Source organism: Kosakonia sp. PSU_27, assembly GCF_039409795.1.
Taxonomy (GTDB): domain Bacteria; phylum Pseudomonadota; class Gammaproteobacteria; order Enterobacterales; family Enterobacteriaceae; genus Kosakonia.
Genome location: NZ_JBCIVK010000006.1, coordinates 53,246 through 76,832, shown reverse-complemented (window position 1 = coordinate 76,832; position 23,587 = coordinate 53,246). Strand labels below are relative to the sequence as shown.

19 protein-coding genes are annotated in these 23,587 nt (G+C 54.9%); 5 read left to right on the top strand and 14 right to left on the bottom strand.

The genetic code is table 11. The features are described from left to right. The first annotated feature begins 430 nt into the window (after positions 1 to 430). Positions 431 to 2,824 carry a maltodextrin phosphorylase gene (gene malP / locus AAIG26_RS16140; RefSeq protein ID WP_020455562.1) on the top strand — a complete coding sequence of 798 codons (2,394 nt, stop codon included), beginning with the start codon at positions 431 to 433 and terminating at the stop codon, positions 2,822 to 2,824. A gap of 9 nt (positions 2,825 to 2,833) precedes the next feature. Continuing rightward, on the top strand, positions 2,834 to 4,924 hold the full coding sequence (gene malQ, locus AAIG26_RS16135) for a 4-alpha-glucanotransferase (protein WP_343180964.1): 2,091 nt from the start codon (positions 2,834 to 2,836) through the stop codon (positions 4,922 to 4,924). Between the two features lie 43 nt (positions 4,925 to 4,967). Here the strand turns inward: malQ and gntT are convergent, their stop codons facing one another. The 4 genes from gntT to gntX form a co-directional block, all read right to left on the bottom strand. Continuing rightward, positions 4,968 to 6,284 carry a gluconate transporter gene (gene gntT / locus AAIG26_RS16130; protein WP_020455560.1) on the bottom strand — a complete coding sequence of 439 codons (1,317 nt, stop codon included), beginning with the start codon at positions 6,282 to 6,284 and terminating at the stop codon, positions 4,968 to 4,970. 3 nt (positions 6,285 to 6,287) lie between these two features. Further along, positions 6,288 to 6,509: a hypothetical protein gene (locus tag AAIG26_RS16125; protein WP_147271695.1), complete on the bottom strand. Its 222-nt coding sequence runs from the start codon at positions 6,507 to 6,509 to the stop codon at positions 6,288 to 6,290. Between the two features lie 134 nt (positions 6,510 to 6,643). Next, positions 6,644 to 7,219 carry a Fe-S biogenesis protein NfuA gene (gene nfuA, locus AAIG26_RS16120; protein ID WP_017459535.1) on the bottom strand — a complete coding sequence of 192 codons (576 nt, stop codon included), beginning with the start codon at positions 7,217 to 7,219 and terminating at the stop codon, positions 6,644 to 6,646. Positions 7,220 to 7,277: 58 nt separating this feature from the next. Then, positions 7,278 to 7,961, bottom strand: a complete 684-nt coding sequence (gene gntX, locus AAIG26_RS16115) for a DNA utilization protein GntX (RefSeq protein WP_045507819.1) — start codon at positions 7,959 to 7,961, stop codon at positions 7,278 to 7,280. A 38-nt stretch (positions 7,962 to 7,999) separates the two neighbouring features. On the opposite strand from gntX, the gene bioH reads away from it, so the two are divergent. Continuing rightward, on the top strand, positions 8,000 to 8,773 hold the full coding sequence (bioH, locus tag AAIG26_RS16110) for a pimeloyl-ACP methyl ester esterase BioH (protein WP_343180963.1): 774 nt from the start codon (positions 8,000 to 8,002) through the stop codon (positions 8,771 to 8,773). Here the strand turns inward: bioH and feoC are convergent. The 5 genes from feoC to greB all read right to left on the bottom strand — a co-directional run bounded on the left by feoC (position 8,770) and on the right by greB (position 15,003). Next, a complete protein-coding gene (feoC, locus tag AAIG26_RS16105) occupies positions 8,770 to 9,009 on the bottom strand; it encodes a [Fe-S]-dependent transcriptional repressor FeoC (RefSeq protein ID WP_020455557.1) in 240 nt (79 codons plus the stop codon). The two genes, bioH and feoC, sit on opposite strands and share 4 nt — an antisense overlap. Positions 9,010 to 9,021: 12 nt before the next feature. Then, positions 9,022 to 11,340 (bottom strand): Fe(2+) transporter permease subunit FeoB, encoded by a 2,319-nt coding sequence (feoB, locus tag AAIG26_RS16100; protein WP_343180962.1) that lies wholly within the window; start codon positions 11,338 to 11,340, stop codon positions 9,022 to 9,024. Positions 11,341 to 11,373: 33 nt separating this feature from the next. After that, positions 11,374 to 11,601 carry a ferrous iron transporter A gene (gene feoA, locus AAIG26_RS16095; protein WP_017459530.1) on the bottom strand — a complete coding sequence of 76 codons (228 nt, stop codon included), beginning with the start codon at positions 11,599 to 11,601 and terminating at the stop codon, positions 11,374 to 11,376. 493 nt (positions 11,602 to 12,094) lie between these two features. Continuing rightward, entirely contained in the window at positions 12,095 to 14,434 is a 2,340-nt protein-coding gene (locus AAIG26_RS16090; protein WP_343180961.1) for a Tex family protein, read from the bottom strand. 95 nt (positions 14,435 to 14,529) lie between these two features. Continuing rightward, the gene (gene greB, locus AAIG26_RS16085) at positions 14,530 to 15,003 is read right to left on the bottom strand and encodes a transcription elongation factor GreB (RefSeq protein WP_017459528.1); all 474 of its coding nucleotides are present in this window, start codon (positions 15,001 to 15,003) and stop codon (positions 14,530 to 14,532) included. Between the two features lie 227 nt (positions 15,004 to 15,230). On the opposite strand from greB, the gene ompR reads away from it, so the two are divergent. Together ompR and envZ are read left to right on the top strand one after the other, a co-directional pair. Further along, on the top strand, positions 15,231 to 15,950 hold the full coding sequence (gene ompR / locus AAIG26_RS16080) for a two-component system response regulator OmpR (protein ID WP_001157751.1): 720 nt from the start codon (positions 15,231 to 15,233) through the stop codon (positions 15,948 to 15,950). Then, positions 15,947 to 17,299, top strand: a complete 1,353-nt coding sequence (gene envZ, locus AAIG26_RS16075) for a two-component system sensor histidine kinase EnvZ (RefSeq protein WP_017459527.1) — start codon at positions 15,947 to 15,949, stop codon at positions 17,297 to 17,299. Before ompR ends, envZ begins: the two co-directional genes overlap by 4 nt. A gap of 45 nt (positions 17,300 to 17,344) precedes the next feature. Here the strand turns inward: envZ and pckA are convergent, their stop codons facing one another. From pckA to AAIG26_RS16050, 5 genes are all read right to left on the bottom strand, one after another. Further along, positions 17,345 to 18,964, bottom strand: coding sequence for a phosphoenolpyruvate carboxykinase (ATP) (gene pckA, locus AAIG26_RS16070; protein ID WP_160268457.1), 1,620 nt, complete (start codon positions 18,962 to 18,964; stop codon positions 17,345 to 17,347). A 337-nt stretch (positions 18,965 to 19,301) separates the two neighbouring features. After that, positions 19,302 to 20,180, bottom strand: coding sequence for an Hsp33 family molecular chaperone HslO (gene hslO / locus AAIG26_RS16065; RefSeq protein ID WP_045507837.1), 879 nt, complete (start codon positions 20,178 to 20,180; stop codon positions 19,302 to 19,304). A gap of 24 nt (positions 20,181 to 20,204) precedes the next feature. Continuing rightward, on the bottom strand, positions 20,205 to 20,606 hold the full coding sequence (gene hslR, locus AAIG26_RS16060) for a ribosome-associated heat shock protein Hsp15 (protein ID WP_020455549.1): 402 nt from the start codon (positions 20,604 to 20,606) through the stop codon (positions 20,205 to 20,207). After that, a complete protein-coding gene (yrfG, locus tag AAIG26_RS16055; protein ID WP_045507969.1) occupies positions 20,606 to 21,283 on the bottom strand; it encodes a GMP/IMP nucleotidase in 678 nt (225 codons plus the stop codon). The genes hslR and yrfG overlap by 1 nt, the downstream gene beginning before the upstream one ends. A 60-nt stretch (positions 21,284 to 21,343) precedes the next feature. Further along, a complete protein-coding gene (locus AAIG26_RS16050; protein WP_343180960.1) occupies positions 21,344 to 23,482 on the bottom strand; it encodes an intracellular growth attenuator family protein in 2,139 nt (712 codons plus the stop codon). Positions 23,483 to 23,587 lie beyond the last annotated feature (105 nt).

The window sequence follows — 23,587 nt, the reverse complement described above, 5'->3', positions numbered from 1 at the left end:
TGGCAAAAGAGGGGGAGCCAGGACTGGCGGGCGATGCAGACCCGGTTATTAAATACTATTGGCAACTATAAGGTCTTTATTAGAAATATTAAGACATTGGCTGACATAAACGCACAAATAGCAAAAAACGAACAATTCCGCTCAGCGAAATATTATTTCGCTAAATTTTCACCGGCCAGCAATAGTTATTCTCTCCGAAACGACATTTCATTTTTCCTGCCCGCATGCGGAATTTCTCATCTTCTGTTGCTGCTTTTTTGATTGAGTAATGTTCAAAAAAGACGCTACCTTTAGGTGGCGGCGATCACACTTTTCGCTCATCCCCGCTACTCCTCCCCGGCTAATCCCTGGCAGGATGAGGAAGTCACCTGTTGAGCCAGGCACACTAGCGCAAACGTCGATTTACTTCATTACAGGACCCGGATTCTTTATGTCAAAGCCAACGTTTAATAAAGCGGAATTTGAAACGGCTCTTACGCGCCAGTGGCAGCGTTTTGGGGTTCAGGCCGCGAGCGACATGACAACCCGTCAGTGGTGGCAAGCGGTCAGCGGTGCGCTGGCAGAATTGCTGGCGGCGCAGCCCGCGCCGAAAACGGCGAAAAATCAGCGCCACGTCAACTATATCTCCATGGAGTTTTTGATTGGTCGCCTGACCGGCAACAACTTGTTGAATCTGGGCTGGTATCAGGACGTTGGCGAGGTGCTGCAACACCACAACATCAACCTCACCGACCTGCTGGAAGAGGAGATCGATCCAGCGCTCGGCAACGGTGGTTTAGGGCGCCTGGCGGCCTGTTTCCTCGATTCGATGGCCACCGTTGGTCAGTCGGCCACTGGTTACGGTCTGAACTATCAATACGGCTTGTTCCGCCAGTCTTTTGTTGACGGGCAACAACACGAAGCGCCGGACGACTGGCATCGCCGTAGCTATCCGTGGTTTAGCCATAACGAGCAATTAGATGTGCAGGTGGGCATTGGCGGGAAAGTCAGCAAAGAAGGCCACTGGCAACCGGCTTTCACGATTGTAGGCGAAGCCTGGGATCTGCCGGTTATCGGTTATCGCAATGGTGTCACTCAGCCGCTGCGTCTGTGGCAGGCGACCCACGCGCATCCGTTTAATCTCACTAAGTTTAACGATGGTGATTTCCTGCGTGCCGAACAAACGGGTATTGATGCGGAAAAACTTACCAAAGTGCTCTACCCGAATGACAACCATCAGGCAGGCAAAAAGCTGCGTCTAATGCAGCAATATTTCCAGTGCGCCTGCTCGGTGGCCGATATTTTGCGCCGCCATCACCTGGCCGGACGCAAGCTGGCGCAACTGCCGGACTATGAAGTCATTCAACTCAACGATACGCACCCGACCATCGCCATACCGGAGCTGCTGCGTGTGCTGATCGATGAACATCAGCTGAGCTGGGATGATGCGTGGGCGATCACCAGCCGCACTTTCGCCTATACCAACCATACGTTGATGCCGGAAGCGCTGGAGCGCTGGGACGAAACGCTGGTGAAAGCGCTGCTGCCGCGCCATATGCAAATCATCAAGCAGATCAACGACAAATTTAAAGTGCTGGTCGAGAAAACCTGGCCGGGCGATAAAGCGGTGTGGGAAAAACTTGCGGTAGTGCATCACAAGCAAGTCCGCATGGCGAACCTGTGCGTGGTTGGCGGTTTCGCGGTTAACGGCGTTGCGGCGCTGCACTCGGATCTGGTGGTAAAAGATCTGTTCCCGGAATACCACCAGTTGTGGCCGGGCAAATTCCATAACGTCACCAATGGCATCACTCCGCGCCGCTGGATCAAACAGTGCAACCCGCAGTTGGCCGCGTTGCTTGATAAGACGCTGAAAAAAGAGTGGGCCAACGATCTCGACCAGTTGATTAACCTGGAGAAATACGCCGACGACGCGGCGTTCCGTAAACAGTACCGCGAGATAAAACAGCACAACAAACAACAACTGGCGGCGTTTGTGAAAGCGCGTACCGGCATCGAAATCAATCCGCACGCGCTGTTTGATATCCAAATCAAGCGCTTGCATGAGTACAAACGCCAGCATCTTGGTTTGCTGCATATTATCGCGCTGTATAAAGAGATCCGCGAAAACCCGCAAGCTGACCGCGTGCCACGCGTGTTCCTGTTTGGTGCGAAGGCCGCGCCGGGTTACTACCTGGCGAAAAACATTATCTATGCCATTAATAAAGTGGCGGAAGTGATTAATAACGATGCCAGCATTGGCGACAAGCTGAAGGTCGTTTTCCTGCCGGATTATTGTGTATCGGCGGCGGAAAAATTGATTCCGGCGGCGGATGTTTCCGAGCAGATCTCCACGGCCGGTAAAGAAGCCTCCGGCACCGGCAACATGAAGCTGGCGCTGAATGGCGCCTTAACCGTCGGTACGCTGGACGGTGCCAACGTCGAGATTGCCGAACAGGTGGGCGAAGAGAATATCTTTATCTTCGGTAACACCGTTGAGCAGGTGAAAGCGCTGAAAGCGAAAGGTTACGACCCGCTGAAATGGCGCAAAAAAGACAAGCAACTTGATGCGGTACTGAAAGAGCTGGAAAGCGGTAAATACAGCGATGGCGATAAACACGCCTTCGACCAGATGCTGCACAGTCTCGGCAAGCAGGGCGGCGACCCGTATCTGGTGCTGGCGGATTTCGCCGATTACGTAGCCGCGCAAAAACGTGTCGATGTGCTCTACCGTGACCAGGAAGCCTGGACGCGTGCCGCGATCCTGAACACCGCGCGCTGCGGTATGTTCAGCTCCGACCGTTCGATTCGCGATTATCAAACCCGTATCTGGCAGGCGAAACGCTAAGGAAGGGTGATGGAGAGTAAACGTCTGGAACAGGCCGCGCTGGCGGCGGGGATCAGCCCGAACTACATCAATGCGCACGGTAAACCGCAATCCATTACCGTGAAAACCAAGCAGCGTTTGCTGGATGCGATGCATCCGGCGCCTGCGGTGGCGACCAGTGCGCCGCCAGTGCCCGTGGTACAGGTGTTTATCCATGGCAAGAAAAAGGTGCTGCCGGTTGTTGGTCAAGGTGATTTCCAGTGGCAACTCACCACGGAAACGGGCAAGCAGTACCAGGGCGAGGTGCGCGGTGGGGCGAATTTGCCGCTGCCCGCTGGCCTGGCGCTGGGTTATCACACGCTGAGCGTGACGCAGAAAAATCAACACTGGCAGTGCCGGGTGATCATCGCGCCAGCGCGGTGTTATGAACCTCAGGCGCTGCTCGACGGTAAGAAACTGTGGGGTGCCTGTGTGCAGCTTTACACCCTGCGTTCTGAGAGTAACTGGGGGATTGGCGATTTCGGCGATCTGAAAAAGATGCTCGGCGAGGTGGCCAGCCGTGGCGGTGCGTTTATCGGGCTTAACCCGATTCACGCGCTCTATCCGGCGAACCCGGAGAGCGCCAGCCCGTACAGCCCGTCATCGCGCCGCTGGTTGAATGTTATCTATATCGATGTCAATGCGGTGGCGGATTTCCGCGACAGCGAAGAGGCGCAGGCGTGGTGGAATTTACCCACCACGCGCGAAACGCTACAGGCCGCCCGCGATGCACAATGGGTGGATTACGCCACCGTCACTGCGCTGAAACTGGAGGCATTGCGCATGGCGTGGCAGCGCTTTCGCCAGCGTGCGCAGAGCGATGAACAGGCTGTGGCGTTCCAGCGTTTTGTGCAGCAGGAAGGCGAGAGCCTTTACTGGCAGGCGGCGTTTGATGCGATTCACGCTAATCAGGTGAAAGAAGATGTGCTGCGCTGGGGCTGGCCGGTGTGGCCGGAAGGGTATCAGAATACGAACAGCCCGCAGGTGAAAGCGTTCTGCAAAGAGCATGAGGATGAGGTCAATTTCTACCTCTGGCTGCAATGGCTGGCTTACACCCAGTTCGCCGAATGCTGGCAAACCAGCCAGGGTTACGCGATGCCGATTGGTTTGTACCGCGACCTGGCCGTGGGTGTGGCGGAAGGTGGTGCAGAAACCTGGTGCGATCGCGAGTTGTATTGCCTGAAAGCATCCGTTGGCGCGCCGCCGGATATTCTCGGCCCGTTGGGGCAAAACTGGGGCTTGCCGCCGATGGATCCGCATGTGATCCACGCCCGCGCTTATGCGCCATTTATCGATCTGCTGCGTGCCAATATGAAAAACTGCGGTGCGCTGCGGATTGATCATGTGATGTCGATGCTGCGTCTGTGGTGGATCCCGTATGGTGAAACGGCGGATCACGGCGCGTATGTGCAGTACCCGGTCGATGACCTGCTCGCCATTCTCGCGCTGGAAAGCCAGCGTCATCAGTGCATGGTGATTGGTGAAGATCTGGGAACCGTACCGGTGGAGATCGTCGGTAAACTGCGCAGCAGCGGTGTGTACTCTTACAAAGTGCTCTACTTCGAAAACGATCATGAAAAAACGTTCCGCGCGCCGCAGGCGTACCCGCAACAGTCAATGGCGGTGGCGACAACGCACGATCTTCCAACCCTGCGTGGTTACTGGGAAAGCGGCGATTTGACGCTCGGTAAAACGCTGGGGCTCTATCCGGATGAAGTGGTTTTGCGCGGGTTGTACCAGGATCGCGAACTGGCGAAACAGGGGCTGCTTGATGCGCTTCATCAGTACGGTTGTTTGCCGCAGCGGGCCGGACATAAAGCGTCGCGTATGCCAATGACGTCGGTACTCAACCGTGGAATGCAGCGTTATATCGCCGACAGCAATAGCGCGCTGTTGGGGCTGCAACCGGAAGACTGGCTGGATATGGCCGGGCCGGTGAATATTCCGGGCACCAGTTATCAGTATAAAAACTGGCGGCGGAAGCTGGCGGTGTCGCTGGAGGCGATGTTTGCCGATGAAAAGGTCAATAAGTTATTAAAAGACCTCGATCGACGCCGTAAAGCGGCGGCAAAGCGGAAATAAAAAAGGCCCGGTTATCCGGGCCTTTTTACGTGCAGCGACTGAATTAAACCACCATGCCCAACAGCAGGCAGCCAACCAGACCGCACACGGAAATGATGGTTTCCAGCGCCGACCAGGAGCGCATGGTCTCGCCGATGGTCAGGTTGAAATACTCTTTGAACAGCCAGAAACCCGGATCGTTAACGTGAGAGAAAATCACGCTACCGGAACCGACTGCAATCACCATCAACTCCGGGCTTACGCCGGTGGTGGCAATCAACGGCGCTGCAATACCACCTGCGGTGATTGCCGCAACGGTGGCGGAACCCAGCGCGATACGCAGCACTGCGGCAATTGACCACGCCATAAACAGCGGGGAGAGATTGGTGGAATGCATCATTGAAGCGATGTATTTATCGACGCCGCTATCAACCAGAACCTGTTTGAACGCACCACCACCACCGATGATCAGCAGCATCATGGCAATGATTTTGATGGAGCTGGTCAGCGTTTCGTTGATGTCGTCCATCGAACGGCCACGGTTCAGGCCGAAGGTGAATACCGCAATCAGCACCGCAATCATTGTTGCCATGACCGGGTCGCCGAAGAATTCAGCGTAAGGCAGCAGCGCATGGCCTTTCGGCAGCAGCATTTCTGCTACCGCGCGCAGTGCCATCAGGATCACCGGTACCAGCGATGTCCAGACGCTGACGCCAAAGCCCGGCATCTCTTCTTCGGTGAAGGTTTTCGCGTTGTAGAGACCATCCGGGATCGGTTTATCAATGCTTTTCAGGAAACGGGCATAGACCGGGCCAGCAAGGATAACGGTTGGGATACCGAGCAGTGTTCCGTAGAGCAGCGTTTTGCCCATATCCGCATGGAAAATGGTCGCAATCGCTGTTGGGCCCGGGTGTGGAGGCAGAAAGCCGTGCGTCACTGACAGCGCTGCCGCCATCGGCACACCCACATACAGCAGCGGAATACGTGCGGATGCCGCAATGGTAAACACCAGCGGCAGCAGCAGTACGAAGCCGACTTCGTAGAACAGCGCGAAACCGACGGTAAAACCGGTCAGCACCACTGCCCACTGAATGTACTGGCGACCAAATTTTTCGATAAGCGTGGTGGCAATGCGCTGTGCGCCGCCGCAGTCCGCCAGCAGTTTGCCGAGCATGGCACCAAAACCCATGATCAGCGCAAGGCTGCCGAGCGTACCGCCAACACCATTTTTAATGGATTTAATAACGGCATCGAGCGGCATGCCCTGCATCATCCCCACGGCGAGCGCCACAAGGATCAGGGCGATAAATCCGTTCAGTTTGAAGCGGATCATTAACAGGAGTAAGAGAGCAACACCGATAGCGACTATGACTAATGGCATGATTTACCTGGCCTTTAATTTGTTATGGGTAACGTCAGTATTTCTGGCAGCCGCTGAAAATTCCCGAAAGAGGAAGGAGCGAGCTGCGGCACCGTTGCGGCTGACATCCATTGCTAAAAATTGTAGTCGGATGTTTTTTAAGTTGTCAGTGCTGGCAGGAATGATACGGGTAACATCCACGAAAAGAGAATCACTCTGGCGATCTAAATGTAAGATCTGAGACATGCGTCATATTAACGCCAGGAAACTAAACAGGTATGAAAAGAGAAATGTGGGCGGGGAGATACGGGTAACACAGGATTAACGTTGTAGACCCGGCAAGCAGAACGCCGCCGGGCAATCTACAGCAGAAATCAGGCTTAGTAGTAAGAGTGCTCGCCGCGCTGGTGTTCGGTCAGATCGCGCACGCCTTTCAGCTCCGGGAACTCGGTCAGTAACTGCTTTTCGATACCCTCTTTCAGCGTCACGTCGACCATGGAGCAACCGTTACAGCCGCCGCCAAACTGCAGAATGGCGTAGCCTTCATCGGTGATCTCCATCAGCGAAACACGGCCGCCGTGGCCGGCTAACTGCGGGTTGATTTGCGACTGCAGCAAATACTCAACGCGCTCCATCAGCGGCGCGTCGTCGGACACTTTACGCATTTTGGCGTTCGGCGCTTTCAGCGTCAGCTGGGAACCCAACTGGTCGGTGACAAAATCGATTTCCGCATCTTCCAGATACGGCGCGCTCAGCTCATCGACATAGGCAATCAGTTGTTCAAATTTCAGCGCGGTGTCGGTGGCTTCAACCGCGTCCGGCGGGCAATAAGAGACGCCACACTCAGCGTTGGGTGTGCCTGGGTTAATCACAAATACGCGGATTTGTGTCCCTTCTTCCTGATTTGCCAGCAGTTTGACAAAGTGCGCTTGGGCAGCGTCGGAAATACGGATCATAGCAATGGCCTAATAGTTGACTATTTTACTTGGTTATAATACGCCCATCATCGAGGGTCTACAAGGTTCGACACAGGCACCAGACCTGAACAGTTGCTGCGCCGCTGCGTAATAGCAGCCGGGTGATTTCCGCAACGGTGCTGCCGGTCGTGACGACATCATCCACCACGACGATATGGAGACCGGCAACGGGCAATTCAAGACGAAAGGCATTTTTCAGGTTCTGCTTGCGCAAACGGGCATTGAGTTGATGCTGCACAGGCGTTGCCCGCACCCGGCGTAGAGCGCCGGAAGAGTATGGGCATTGCAACCAATGCGCCAGCGCCCGGCACAGGAGATCGCTTTGATTAAAGCCTCTGCGCCACTGGCGACGCGCATGTAGCGGTACGCTGAGGATAATATCCGGCGTCTGCCAGTTTCCGCTGCGGCGTGCGTTTAATACGGCTAACAGCAGCAGACGGGCCAGCGCGCGGGCGATTTCCGGGCGAGGCATAAATTTAAACTGCTGCACCAGCGGACTAAGCGGTGGTGCATAACGGCTGACGGCAATCAGCCGCTGCCAGGGCGGCGGTTTTTGCAGACAGCGCCCGCAGGCAATGTCGTCGCGAGCGGCAGGTAAACCGCACAAAGGGCAAACTTTTTCGCGCACTTCCATGGCGCGCGTGCAGCCGGAACAGACTCCCCACTGGCTCAGCATCAATGGCATTCGACATAGCCAGCATAAGCCTGGCACTGTTAGCATGTGCCACCTCCTTGTGTGAAAGAAGAGAACGATAGCTGATGAAGAACATCTGGTGGCAAACCAAAGGCGAAGGAAATTGTCATCTTGTGCTGCTGCACGGATGGGGGATGAATGCGCAGGTCTGGGATTGCATTACACCGGAACTGAGTTCGCAATTTACGCTGCATTTAGTGGATCTGCCGGGCTATGGCAGAAGTGAAGGGTTTGGCGCGTTGGCGCTGCAACAGATGGCGGATATCGTGTTATCTCACGCGCCACAAAAGGCGATATGGCTGGGCTGGAGCCTGGGCGGGCTGGTGGCGAGCCAGATTGGGTTGCAATCACCTGAACGCGTCAGTGCGTTGGTTACGGTTGCTTCATCGCCCTGTTTTAGCGCGCAGGGCGATTGGGCGGGTATCAAACCTGAGGTGCTGGCCGGTTTTCAACACCAATTGAGTGAGGATTTTCAGCGTACCGTTGAGCGTTTCCTGGCATTGCAGACGCTCGGCACCGAAACCGCAAGGCAGGATGCGCGCGAGCTGAAAAACGCGGTGTTGTCGCTTCCGATGCCGCCAACGGAAGTGCTGAACGGCGGGCTGGAGATTTTAAAAACGGTAGATTTACGCGAAGCACTGAGTGGACTGACGCTGCCGTTTTTACGTATGTATGGCCGTCTTGACGGACTGGTGCCGCGTAAAATCGTTCCGTTACTGGATGATATGTGGCCGCAGAGCGAGTCGTTGATTTTCCCGAAAGCGGCACATGCGCCGTTTGTTTCCCATCCTGCCGCGTTCTGCGAGGCGTTGCTGGCGCTGAAAGCCAGGCTTGTTTAACGCAGCGCCCACCACTCGCGAGAGCAGGCGCTTTTCCCTTCCGGGCACTGCTTGCAGCTACCGGTTAAACAACCGGTAGCCTCTTCCTGAATACGCACGGCTTTACCCATGGCTTCCATGCGAGCGAGCATGGCGTCGATCATCGCGCGCGGCGTATGCAGCGCGGCGCTCAGTTGCTGAGCCTCCATCCGGCCTTGCAATGCCAACAAATCACGCACTTCAATTAACGACGCCATCGTTGTTGCTCCTTAGTGACAATCGCCCGCCGGGCTGTCGCAGCAGCTGGCGACGGTTTTACGCGTTGCCAGCAGGCTGACATCCACCCGGCTTCTGGCGCGACGAAGGGCGCCAATTACCACCACGTTAAACAGCAGAACCGCCAGAATACAGGTCAGGCTGTAGACCGGGTGCTCGCTGAAGGTCGCCGTCTGGTAAAAGAGCGTGGCGAGCGAGTAAGCGATATTCAGCCCCCACAGCACCGAGAAGCCCATCCAGCCACGGCTGGATTCGCGGGCGATAGCGCCCATCGCGGTGATGCACGGCACATAAAGCAGCACAAAAATCAGGTAGCTGTAAGCGGCTGCTGCACTGCCAAATTTTTCGCTCATCACGCCCATGGTGCCGGTCGCCATTTCGCCATCGCCTTTGCTGGCTTCGATTGGGTTAGCCAGTACGCTCAGGCTGAACGTCTCTTTCACGCTTTTCGCCGTGTCTTCCAGAGCGGCAATCAGCTCACCCGTCAGGCTGAATTCCGCCGGGTTAAAGGCTTCCTGCTCAATATTTTCCGCGGTGTAAAGTGAGTTCAGCGTACCGACGACCACCTCTTTCGCCATTGCGCCCGTAACAAGACCCACGGTGGCTTGCCAGTGGTCGCCATGCACGCCAATCGGCTCCAGCAGCGGGGTAAAGACGCGGCTGACTGAGGCCAGTGCAGATTCATCAATTTTGTGTACGGTACGACCATCCAGCGAGAAGCTGTTCATCGCGCTGAGGAAAATGCTGACGATGATAATCACTTTACCCGCGCGGATGACAAAGCCTTTCAGACGCTGCCAGGTTTGCAGCAACAGGCTTTTCAGATGCGGCACGTGATACACCGGCAGTTCCATCACAAACGGCGATGCTTCGCCGCGCAGCAGCGTATGTTTCAGCACCAGACCGGTAAGGATCGCCATCACGATACCAATCACATACAGCGAGAAGACGGTGAGCGCTCCTTGCTGGCCGAAAAAGGCGGCAGCGAACACCGCGAAAATGGCCAGACGCGCACCGCAGGACATAAACGGCGCCATCATGATGGTGATCAGACGTTCACGCGGCGCGTCTAATGTGCGTGCGCCCATCACTGACGGTACGTTACAGCCGAAACCGACAATCAGCGGTACGAAAGATTTGCCTGGTAGCCCCAGCGATTGCATCAGACGATCCATCACAAACGCGGCGCGCGCCATATAACCGGAGTCCTCAAGAAAGGACATAAACAGGTACATCATGCCGAGCTGCGGCACCAGCGGCAGCACGGTATTCACGCCGCCACCAAGCCCTTGTGCGAGGAATACGGTCAGCCATTCCGGGAAGTGCAGCGTATAACCCAGCCACTGAATACCGTGAATGAAGATCGCGACTGAGCCTGCGTCGAAAATCGGCTGGAACGCGCCGCCGATGTTAATCGCGAACAGGAACATCAGATACATGACGAACAAAAAGATCGGCAACCCTAAAAAGCGGTTAATGATGATGCGATCAACCGCGGCGGTGAACTGGCTTGGCTCGGCGGTGAGCGTGTTGCTGACGGTATCGCAAATCGCCGCAATTGACTGATAACGCGCATCAGCAATATGCAACGCAGGGTCGTCCATTTCCGCTCCCAGGCGAGCGAGCGAGGCAGCCAGTTGCTGTTCGTTTACGCCAGAATTGGCGCGGCTGTAGATATCACCTTCCAGCATTTGCAGGCCCATCCAGCGGCGTTGCTGTAATGGCACATCATCGGCCATTTGCTGCGCCAGCGCGTCTGCTTCGCGGGAAAGGGGTTGGGCGTAATGCACCAGTTCTACGTTGTCGTTGTGTTGGTGACGGTCGACAGCCATTTTAAGCGCTTCAATCCCGCGACCACGCGTGGAAACCAGCGGTATCACCGGACAGCCCAGGCGTGCGGCAAGACCATCGATATCAATACGGACTTTCTGTTTTTCCGCGATATCCAGCATGTTGAGGGCGATAATGCACGGCACGCCCAGCTCCAGTAATTGCAGCGTCAGGTAAAGGTTGCGCTCAAGATTGGAGGCATCGACCACGTTGATCACCAGATCGGCGTCACCGCTTAAAATGTAGTGGCAGGCGATTTGCTCATCGAGCGACGTTTGCGCGGAAATGGTAGTGAGCGAATAGGTGCCGGGAAGATCGACCAGCGTCACCTGGTGGTCGGTCGTGTTGAACTGTCCCTCTTTGCGCTCAACGGTTACGCCGGACCAGTTTCCCACCCGCTGACGCGCGCCGGTGAGCTGATTAAATAACGTTGTCTTGCCAGAATTAGGGTTACCAATTAAGCCAATGGTCAATTTTTTCATTTTTACTTAGCACTCTTTGTAACAACTGGCTGATTAACGAGATACCGCTTCCAGTTCAAGGAACGCGAGATCTTTTTTCCGTAACACTAAATTAACGCGGCGGGTTTCAATATGAATGGGGTCACCCAAAGGGGCGACGCGCACCACATTAAAAGAGGAACCGGGCAACATCCCTAATGACAGGAGTTTCTGTCGCCAGGCCGGACTTATTTCTTGGGAGAAACCGGTAATTTTCCACGCACTGTCTGGAGAGAATTGCATAGAGCCTACTTATTTACGCTGCGAGTCAAGAGTTTCCACGCGCCGTCTGGCGCACTGTTCATCATCGAAGGAGTGGAGAAATAATCTACTGATCCAATGATAATGAGAATAGTTTTTATCATCAATCATAAAAATGCGTTTGCCGGGGGCAGAAATGAGAATTTGATTCTCTTTTGACGTAGCTCAAAAATTTGTTGGGTTGTGTATTACCAGCGCAAAACGAGAAAATATTACCGCCAGGTTAAAAAGGTAATTTTTATTTTACAAAGTTAATTCGCGTTTAATGTTTGTAATATGCGCCGCGCAAGGAAAATAACGCCGATGCCGATTGCGTAATTAAATACAGGTAGTGATTAGTTAATAATTTTGAATAGTAAATAACAGCTGAAATAACGAGTTAATTGCTTTTCGTTCATCATTTGACAGATTTAATCTGGACTTTTTCGAACGTGTTTGCAAAAAATACCCCTCCCGGTGAAGGGAGGGGTAAAGATTAACGTTTTTTACCCATTGCCGCAGCGAGTGCATCCATCATTGCACTGTTGCCACCTGGCGGGTTGTCGCGACCGCGTGGCGCTTTCGCCGGACGAGCCGCGTTGCGGTTCGCGTTATCGCGATTGCCTGTGCTACCAATCCCTCTACGGGAATTGGTCTCGCCTGGCTGTTCGTCCAGACGCATGGTCAACGCGATTCGTTTGCGCTGTAAATCCACTTCCAGCACTTTGACCTTCACGATATCGCCCGCTTTCACCACGGTATGCGGATCTTCGACGAACTTATCCGCCAGCGATGAAATATGCACCAGACCATCCTGATGCACACCGATATCAACGAAGGCGCCAAAGTTCGTCACGTTGGTGACCGCGCCTTCAAGCACCATGCCCGGTAGCAGGTCATTCATCGTTTCCACGCCTTCGGCAAAGGTCGCGGTTTTAAACTCCGGACGCGGGTCGCGGCCTGGTTTTTCCAGTTCTTTGATAATGTCAGTGACCGTCGGCACACCAAACTGCTCATCGGTAAAATCGCTGGCTTTCAGCTTACGCAACTCCGCGCTATTGCCCATCAGATCGCGCAGTGACTGCTCGGTTGCCGCCAGAATACGTTCAACTACCGGGTAGGTTTCCGGGTGAACGGTGGATGCGTCCAGCGGGTTGTCGCCGTGGTTAATACGCAGGAAGCCCGCGCACTGCTCAAAGGCCTTCGGCCCCAGACGGCTCACTTTCAGCAACTGCTGGCGGTTCTGGAACTGACCATTTTCATCGCGCCAGGCGACAATATTCTGCGCCATCATGCGGGTTAAACCGGCGACGCGCGTCAGCAGCGGCACAGAGGCGGTATTCAGGTCGACGCCGACGGCGTTCACGCAATCCTCCACAACTGCATCCAGTTTGCGCGCCAGTTGCGTCTGGCTGACATCGTGCTGGTACTGGCCGACACCGATAGATTTCGGATCGATTTTCACCAGCTCCGCCAGCGGGTCTTGTAAGCGGCGGGCAATAGAGACCGCACCGCGTAGCGAAACATCCAGATCCGGGAATTCGAGCGCCGCCAGTTCGGAAGCGGAATAAACCGATGCGCCCGCTTCGCTGACAATCACTTTCTGCGCGGTCACGTTCGGGAACTGTTTCTGCACATCGAGGTAGAAGCGTTCTGTTTCGCGCGAGGCGGTGCCGTTACCAATCGCCACCAGTTCAACATTGTGTTTTTCACACAGCGCTGCGACGGCTACCGCCGCTTTTGCCGCTTGCCCGGTATGCGGATAGATCGTGTCGGTGGCGACCAGTTTGCCGGTGGCATCCACCACCGCGACTTTCACACCGGTACGCAAGCCCGGATCAAGACCCATCGTGGCGCGCAGCCCGGCAGGGGCGGCCATCAGCAGATCGTGCAGGTTACGGGCGAAAACATTGATGGCTTCGTCTTCAGCGCGTTCGCGCACCGTGCCCATCAGCTCCGTTTCCAGATGCATCAACACTTTGATACGCCACGTCCAGCTCACCACGCCTTTACGCCAACTGTCCGCTGGCGCGTTGTTCAGGCGCAGGCCGAGGTGGTCGATAATAATTTGCTCGCAGTGGCTCTCTTTTGGCGGCTCATCAAACTGCGGATCGGCGTTCAGCGCCAGTTGTAGCACACCTTCGTTACGCCCGCGAAACATCGCCAGCGCGCGGTGCGAAGGGACAGTCGAAATCGGTTCGTGATGATCGAAATAGTCGCGGAATTTCGCGCCTTCATCCTCTTTGCCGCTAACCACGGTGGAGACGAGATGGGCGTTTTTCCACAAATAGTCACGCACTTTTGCCAGCAACGCGGCATCTTCCGCGAAGCGTTCCATCAGGATATAGCGCGCGCCATCCAGTGCCGCTTTGCTGTCGGCGACGCCTTTGTCGGCATCGACAAACGTTGCGGCCAGTGTTTCCGGATCTTGCGACGGGTCATTCCAGAGGGAATCTGCCAGCGGCTCCAGCCCGGCTTCAATGGCGATTTGCCCGCGCGTGCGGCGTTTTGGTTTGTACGGCAGGTAGAGATCTTCAAGCTCGGTTTTGCTCAGCGTACCGTTAATGGCTTTTGCCAGCTCATCGCTGAGTTTGCCCTGTTCGCCAATCGATTTCAGAATCGCCTGGCGGCGCTCTTCCAGCTCGCGCAGATAACCAAGGCGGGTTTCGAGCTGACGCAATTGCGTGTCGTCCAGACCGCCGGTGACCTCTTTACGATAGCGCGCGATAAACGGCACTGTGTTCCCTTCATCAAGCAAGCGAACGGCGGATTCCACCTGTTCGGTTCGTGCCTGAAGTTCACCCGCAATAATGCGGCAGAGCGAATCATTCATCATGTCATTTCATCTTCTGAACAAAAATCAGGGGATAGTTATACGGACTGGCATCGCAAAATGCCAGCCGCACAGGGCTTCTCGGACGGTTCTGGGGGTTATTTCACGTATTCAATTTGATTGACGTACCAGGTTGCTTCACCGCCGGGCGTTTGCACTACCGCCACGTCGCCTTCCTCTTTCTTGAGCAGGGCGCGCGCCATCGGCGAATCGATAGAGATGTAATCTTTGCGGCCGAAAATTTCGTCATAACCCACAATGCGAAAACGCAATGTATCGCCGTCGTCGTTTTCGATTTCCACCCAGGCGCCAAAAAAGACTTTGCCTTCCTGCTGAGGGGAGTAATCAACGATTTTGAGATTTTCCAGGCATTTGGTGAGATAGCGCACGCGGCGGTCAATCTCGCGCAGGCGCTTTTTGTTGTACTGATAATCAGCGTTTTCGCTGCGGTCGCCGAGGCTGGCCGCCCAGGTGACTTTTTTAGTGACTTCCGGGCGCTCCTGACGCCAGAGAAAATCGAGTTCCTGCTTCAGTTTTTCATAACCTTCGCGGGTAATCAGGGGCGTTTTCATTCTTGGGCCTTATTTCCGTGACGTTCTTGCCTGCACACACGTTACAAACGCGATAGTGTAAGGTGCAGATTAATCATGCTTTCTGTGATGACATATGCATATAAGCTGCTGTTAAATATGCTTTGTAACAATTTCGACTAGAATGTATACCAGATTTCGCTGGTCGTGAACGCGCACTTTTCTAGAATACGGAAACATTATTGTCGGAACCTTTGGGAGTATAAACAATGCAAGAGAATTATAAGATTCTGGTCGTGGATGACGACATGCGCCTGCGCGCATTGCTTGAGCGTTACCTTACCGAGCAGGGCTTCCAGGTTCGCAGCGTGGCTAACGCTGAGCAGATGGATCGTCTGTTAACCCGTGAATCTTTCCATTTGATGGTGCTGGATCTAATGCTTCCAGGCGAAGATGGCCTCTCTATCTGCCGCCGTTTGCGCAGCCAGAGCAACCCGATGCCGATTATTATGGTGACGGCGAAAGGCGAAGAAGTGGACCGTATTGTGGGTCTGGAAATTGGTGCCGACGATTATATTCCCAAACCGTTTAATCCGCGTGAGCTGCTGGCGCGTATTCGTGCTGTGCTGCGCCGCCAGGCGAATGAACTGCCGGGCGCGCCGTCTCAGGAAGAAGCGGTAATTGCGTTTGGTAAGTTCAAGCTGAATCTTGGTACGCGCGAAATGTTCCGCGAAGATGAACCGATGCCGCTGACCAGCGGTGAATTCGCGGTGCTGAAAGCACTGGTGAGCCATCCGCGTGAGCCGTTATCGCGCGATAAGCTGATGAACCTGGCGCGCGGGCGTGAATACTCGGCGATGGAGCGTTCTATTGACGTGCAGATCTCGCGCTTGCGTCGCATGGTGGAAGAAGATCCGGCGCACCCGCGCTATATCCAGACCGTTTGGGGTCTTGGCTACGTTTTTGTACCGGACGGCTCTAAAGCATGATGCGAGTGCGTTTCTCGCCGCGCAGTTCTTTTGCCCGCACCCTGTTACTTATCGTCACCTTGCTGTTCGCCAGCCTGGTGACGACCTACCTGGTGGTGCTGAACTTCGCCATTCTGCCCAGCCTCCAGCAGTTTAATAAGGTTCTCGCCTACGAAGTGCGTATGTTGATGACCGATAAACTGCAACTGGAGGACGGCACGCAGCTGGTGGTGCCTCCGGCGTTTCGCCGTGAGATTTACCGCGAGCTGGGCATTTCGCTTTACTCCAACGAGGCCGCAGAAGACGCCGGTCTGCGTTGGGCGCAGCATTACGAATTCTTAAGTCAGCAAATGGCACAGCAGCTTGGCGGCCCGACCGAAGTGCGCGTTGAGGTGAATAAAAGCTCACCGGTGGTGTGGCTGAAAACCTGGCTGTCGCCCAATATCTGGGTGCGCGTACCGCTGACCGAAATTCATCAAGGGGATTTCTCCCCACTGTTCCGCTACACGCTGGCGATTATGCTGCTGGCGATAGGCGGTGCCTGGTTGTTTATCCGCATTCAGAACCGACCACTTGTTGACCTGGAACACGCCGCGCTGAAGGTGGGGAAAGGGCATATTCCGCCGCCGCTGCGTGAATATGGCGCGTCGGAAGTGCGCTCGGTTACCCGCGCCTTTAACCAGATGGCCGCCGGGGTGAAGCAGCTTGCCGACGATCGCACGTTATTGATGGCGGGCGTCAGCCACGATCTGCGTACGCCGCTCACGCGTATTCGCTTAGCGACGGAGATGATGGCGGAAGAAGATGGCTATCTCGCTGAATCCATTAATAAAGATATTGAAGAGTGCAACGCGATTATCGAGCAGTTTATCGATTATCTGCGTACCGGGCAGGAAATGCCGATGGAAGTGGCCGAACTGAACGCAGTACTTGGTGAAGTCATCGCGGCGGAAAGCGGCTACGAGCGTGAGATCGATACCGGGTTGAAAGAGAGCGAGATTTTCGTGCGTATGCACCCGCTTTCCATTAAACGCGCGGTTGCCAATATGGTGGTTAACGCGGCGCGCTACGGCAATGGCTGGATCAAAGTCAGCAGCGGTACCGAGCACAATCGCGCCTGGTTCCAGGTCGAAGATGACGGCCCGGGCATCAAACCGGAGCAGCGCGAACATCTGTTCCAGCCGTTTGTCCGCGGTGACAGCGCGCGCAGCACCAGCGGTACGGGCCTGGGGCTGGCAATCGTGCAGCGTATTGTGGATAACCATAACGGCATTCTTGAATTGGGTACCAGCGAGCGGGGCGGGCTCTGTATTCGCGCCTGGCTGCCGATCCCGATTGCCCGGCTGAGCGGGCAGAATAAAGAAGCGTAAAAAAACCCGCCATCTGGCGGGTTTTGTTTCTCTTGCGTAGCCAAATTACACTTTTGGCCCGGCGCTGACTAACGCGGCACCGGCGGCGGTATCGGTGTACTTCTCGAAGTTTTCAATAAACAACGTTGCCAGCTGCGCAGCTTTCTCCTGCCACTGCTCCGCAGACGCGTAGGTATTGCGCGGGTCGAGAATGCGCGTATCTACGCCCGGCAGCGAAGTCGGGATGGCCAGGTTGAACATCGGCAGGGTAAAGGTTTCCGCATCGTCCAGCGAGCCATTAAGGATCGCGTCGATAATCGCCCGCGTATCCTTGATAGAGATGCGTTTACCGGTGCCGTTCCAGCCGGTATTGACCAGATACGCCTGCGCGCCTGACGCCTGCATTCTTTTCACCAGCACTTCCGCATATTGCGTTGGATGCAGTGATAAAAACGCGGCACCAAAACAGGCCGAGAAGGTGGGTGTCGGCTCGGTGACGCCGCGTTCGGTTCCGGCAAGTTTAGCGGTAAAACCGGAAAGGAAATGGTACTGCGTCTGGCTGGCGGTCAGGCGTGAAACCGGCGGCAGCACGCCGAACGCATCTGCCGTAAGGAAGATAACTTTCGTGGCGTGGCCTGCTTTGGAGACCGGTTTTACGATGTTCTGAATATGGTAAATCGGGTACGACACCCGGGTGTTTTCCGTTTTCGACGCATCATCATAATCAATGCTGCCGTCGGCGCGGACGCTGACATTTTCCAGTAGCGCATCGCGACGGATGGCGTGGAAGATATCCGGTTCAGCCTCTTCCGAAAGCCGAATAGTTTTGGCGTAGCAACCGCCTTCGAAGTTGAAAACGCCGTCATCATCCCAGCCGTGTTCATCGTCGCCAATCAGGCGGCGTTTCGGGTCGGTGGAGAGGGTGGTTTTGCCGGTACCGGAAAGCCCGAAGAACACGGCAACATCGCCTTTTTCACCGACGTTTGCTGAACAGTGCATTGAGGCGATGCCCTGTAACGGCAGCAGGTAGTTCATGATTGAGAACATACCTTTCTTCATCTCGCCGCCGTACCAGGTTCCGCCAATCAACTGGATGCGTTCGGTGAGATTAAAGGCGACAAAGTTTTCCGAGTTGAGACCTTGCTCTTGCCATTGTGGGTTGGTGCATTTCGCGCCATTCATCACGATAAAGTCTGGCGTAAAGCTTGCCAGCTCTTCTTCGGTCGGGCGAATGAACATGTTCTTCACGAAGTGCGCCTGCCAGGCCACTTCGGTGATAAAACGCACCGAGAGACGCGTGTCCGGGTTTGCGCCGCAAAAGGCGTCAATAATAAACAGACGCTTGCCGGAAAGCTGCCTGGTGACCAGGCCTTTTAGATGTTGCCAGACCTCAGGCGAGATCGGCTTGTTGTCGTTCTTGCCTTTGCCTTTATCGGACCACCACACGGTATCGCGGGTGGTGTCATCACGCACAATATACTTATCCTTCGGCGAACGGCCGGTAAAAATACCGGTGTCGACGGCGACAGCACCAGAATTCGTCAGCACACCACGCTCATATCCTTCCAGGTCTGGACGGAGCTCCTCCTGATACAGCGTATCGTAATCGGGGTTGTAGACGACATCCTGAACATCGTTGATACCATAAGCCTTGAGATCCTGCGGGGTTAAGCTCTTAACGCGCATGTCACTGCTCCTTAGCCAATATGTACTGCCTGAAATTGTAGGGTTGTTTTTTACCCGCTTACCGGGACGAGGCTCATAGATTTACCTAACTCGACAAACCCAGACTGACGGAAAACACTGTGATTGTGGTCACGTAACGAGACGGATTATGGCAAAAATAGTCTCATTTATGGGGTAAATGTTCCAAAAATGGCGTAAGACGACATTTTTAACCGCGGCTTTGTGACTGTAATCGCTTTCATGAAAGTAAGTTACGTAACACTTTCATTGAGGATTTTAGCGGAAACGTGACGAGTCATGCAAAAGCGCCGCCCGCAGGCGGCGTGAGGAAGGAGGTTTAATGCACCTGTGGATCGGCAGGGGAGGCGTTGTTGCGGATCTCGGCAATATCCATCGCGTTAAACAGATAGTGGCTGCCGCAATAGTCGCAGTGCATGTCGATTTCGCCCTCTTCAGCGAGGATGCTATCCACTTCTTCGTCCGGCAGTGTCTTCAGCGCACCCGCGCAGCGTTCGCGCGAGCAAGTGCATTTGAATTCCACATCTTGCGGATCGTACAGCGTGACTTCTTCTTCGTGATACAAGCGCCACAGCACATCTTCCGCCGCCAGCGTCAGCAACTCTTCCGCTTTGATGGTTTCCGTCAGCACGGCCAGATGCTCAAAATCTTCGGCCTGCGTTTCCTGTGCCGGTAATACCTGCAGTAGCATGCCGCCCGCCGCGGGTTGGCCATCGACCTCGCCGGTGCGGATAAACAAGCGTGTTGGCAACTGCTCTGAACGCATAAAGTAATCTTCCAGACAAGCCGCCAGCGTATCACCTTCAAGACCCACAACGCCCTGATAACGCTCGCCCTCTTCCGGCGTAATGGTGATAACCAAATAGCCGTTACCCACCAGCGTTTTCAGATCCGCATTTTCCGGCACATCGCCCTGAACACGCGCCACACCGCGCATTTGCTGGCGATTGTTACCGTTGATCACCGCCAGGCTCATCGGGCCGTCACCCTGCAACTGCACGGTGATATCACCGGCAAATTTCAGCGTTGCGGTCAGCAGGCTGGTGGCAACCAGCAACTCGCCGAGCACCGTTTTTACCGGCAGCGGATAGTTGTGGTTTTCGAGGATCTGTTTCCAGGTATGGGAAACGGTCACCAGCTCGCCGCGAACAGCGTAGTTTTCAAAAAGGTAGCGGTGTAATTGGTCTTGAATGGCCATGATTATCTCTCTTGCGGGTGGGCGTTATTCGCTGTCACCCAATTTAAATTTTATTAGATCGCGACGTTCTTTCTTATCCGGGCGGCGATCGGGGTGGGGCATGGTGAGCGCGTTAAGTTTGCGGGCCAGCGCCATTTTTTCGCGTTTCTCGATGCTTTCTGCCGTCTCTTCATACAGCTCGACAGCTTCATTTGCCGGTCGGCGCTGCTCCGTAATGCCTTTAATGATCACGGTTCGCTCATCATTTCCCTGACGCAGCGTGAGCGTGGCGTTCAGCTCGACGATTTTACTCGGCTTGCTGCGCTGCCCGTTGTAATGCACTTTGCCGCCGTCAACCATTTCGCGGGCAAGGGCGCGAGTTTTATAAAAACGCGCGGCCCACAGCCACTTATCCAGACGAACCTCTTGCGCAGGCTGCTGTTTCATCACATCTCCTTGAGAAGTGAGGGGATCATGCCGCGGTAGTCATTAGTGCCTGGATGGCGCAGATAACGTTTTTCCGCAAGCCCGGAATCCGGGTTGGTGACGCCCAGGCAATAGCGGATGCCAAATTTCGCCGCTGCATCAAGAATCGGTTCGCTGTCATCGATAAACAGCGTCCGTTCAGGATTAAGCCCGGTTTCCTGCGCGACAGCCTGCCACAGGCGCTGATCCTCTTTCGGATAACCAAATGTATGGGTGGAAAGTAATAAATCAAGGTGCGACGCAAGACCCGTGTGCTCAAGTTTGACCGCCAGATTATGCGGATGCGCATTGGTCAGTAAAATGCGGCGTTTACCGCTTTTTTGTAACGCATCCAGAAACGGCACCGTATCTTCACGCAGCACCGCGCGCGGCCCCTGCTGGGTGGTCATGGCGCAAATATCCAGGCCCAGGCGTTCGCTCCAGTAATCCAGACAGTACCAGTTTAGCGTATGCTGCACGGCGTGATACTCCTGACGGAGAACGTTCTGCGCTTCTTCTGGCGTTAAGCCTTGTTTGACGCCAAAGGTTTCCGGCACCAGTTTTTGCCAGAAGAAGTTATCAAACGCGAGATCGAGAAGCGTGCCGTCCATATCCAGCAAAACGGTATCGACGTCCTGCCATGCGATATCAAGGTGCATTAAAAACTCCAGCCAGAGAAAACGTGCGCGACAGGTTAACACAGCTCGCACGACAGATCGTTAGCTGCTGAGGCTATCCTGGGTGGGCAGAAACTGGGGGTTCAGACAGCTTGCGTAATACTGCTGAATCTCTTCGATACGTGTGCGATTGCGCTGGTAACGCCGAAGCGCCAGCACTCCGTTGTAAAGGCTGCAAATCACCATCGCGACCAGCAGAAGTGTTGTTCCCGCATAACGCCACAGACCGCTGGCATCCGGCATGCGGTGCAGGCTGATGTGCCTGGTGCCGTTAGCATCGGTATAGATATTAGTAATGATCCCTTCCGCGCGAAACGGCGTCTGCATCAGCATTTGCGCCAGCCGCTGAAATTCCTTCCATTGTTCCTGCGCAGGGTAGTCATACAGCGCAATCGGCGGCCAGGGTTGATCAACCAGCTCGCTACCTTCTTCACTGCTAATCACAAAACCGCCCGGTGCCGGGCTGTTCAGCGACTGCGCGGCGCGGGTCGTTTCCCGCATAATGAACGGCGCGGTGGAGGTGGTAACCAGATTATCCAGCGACTCGGCGCTTACCGGGCGCAGCAAGACGTTCACGCCGGTGAGTTTCCCGTCGCTGGCGCGTTTGGTCAGAGTTTCCCAGTCTTTACTGTTTCCGAGGTTGACCAGCGCGTTTTTCAACCGCAAACACTCATCCTGGGCGGCACACAAATCCTGAGTTTTCAGTACGATATCGGCGAAATCATCCAGCAGCACCATGCCGGATTTCTGAATGGCTGAGCGCAACACCGGGCTCACGCGGGAATCTTCTTCGGTAGTGGGATGAAGCTGGCGGCTGACCGCCTGAGCAAGCGCGGTGGCTTTGTTCACAATATCGGATTCTGGCAACGGCAGGGGTGGGGCGTTGTTCCAGATAATTTGCGAGCAGTCGAACGGCGTAAACGGCGACGTCTGGCGCGAGGTCCAGTTATTTTGCATGTGAATATTACACATGCCGGTACCGCTGATGCGCAACGTGTCACCAATCCGCAACCCGGCAGCTTCAAGCTGATTCACACTGCTCGCTTCAACGGTCTGCGCGCCTTTAATCCACGACACGGTAAATTTGATCGGCATATCCAGCGGCACCCAAATCAACAACATCGCCAGCACCACCAGCGAACCGATGGAAATGACGGCGCTGCGCACCCAGTGCTGCAGCGGGAAATTTTTCACTTCATCGTGCAGGGAGAGAAAACGCCCCTGGCGCACAACGTGGCGATCGAGGTAGATATCAATATCGGTTTGCTGGCCCAAATCCTGTGTGACGAAGGGCTGCCAGTGACGCGGATAAATCAGGTCGATAATACCTAACGAGATATTATTCATTTGCTCCTGATTATTCTCACCGAACAGCCCCCAGCGCTTTGGCGTGCCACGCAGACAATGAATCTCCCGCAGTGTGTTTTTAGCCGGTGGCGCATATAACCCCCAGAGCCCGGCAGCAAGCAACATCACGCCGCCGCCCGCCAGCCACGGGATAAAGACATCGGGCGAGGCCAGACAGAAGAAAAACAGTAAAAACGAGACCGAAATCAGCAGCGCTTCGCGCATGCCGTCCGGGCGGCTTAATGCATATTCTTCCGATGTTTCCCGGCGAATATTCAGCAGCTCAATTTGCTCGCTTTCTTCGCCACGGATGGCGGATTGACTCGACGAGACGCGTTCCAGTTCACCGCCGCGCTCTTCGCTCATGTATTCGCTAAGCGTATGCCCATTAAGCGAAATAACCAGCGGCATTGAGTCGGTGCGGATCAGTTCAACATTGTTTTCGTCGGTAATGTACTGCTCCCATGAAGGGGGCAAGTGCACTTCGACGGAATCAAGGTAGTAGCGCCATTTATTCGGGGTGTCAGTGGTGATGCCATAGCGGGTGATCGGGTGCGTGACATACAGCACCGTGTTGCTATGTGCGTTAAGGCTGATGGAGACAGGGGCGGCAGTCGCGCCCGTCGGGGCGAGATTGTTTTGCGTGCGGGAGAGCGTTTCCAGATAGCGTTCCGCCGTTTCACGCTCTTCAGGTGTTAATTTACGGGTAGTCGCGCCGGTGAATGCCTGCAAATAAGGCAGTCGATACCGACGTTGCGACCTGAACCTGAAAATCCATCCGGCGAGGAATGCGCAGGCCAGCATAGCAGCGAAAAAAATCAAAATGGTGCTCATGCTTTCCCCATCTTACTTTTTCTAACAGGTGTAGTCAGTTGCACCCTTCCCGTAACAATCTAATGTGGTTGGCCTTTTAAGCAAGCAATTAACTTGAGTATTTTT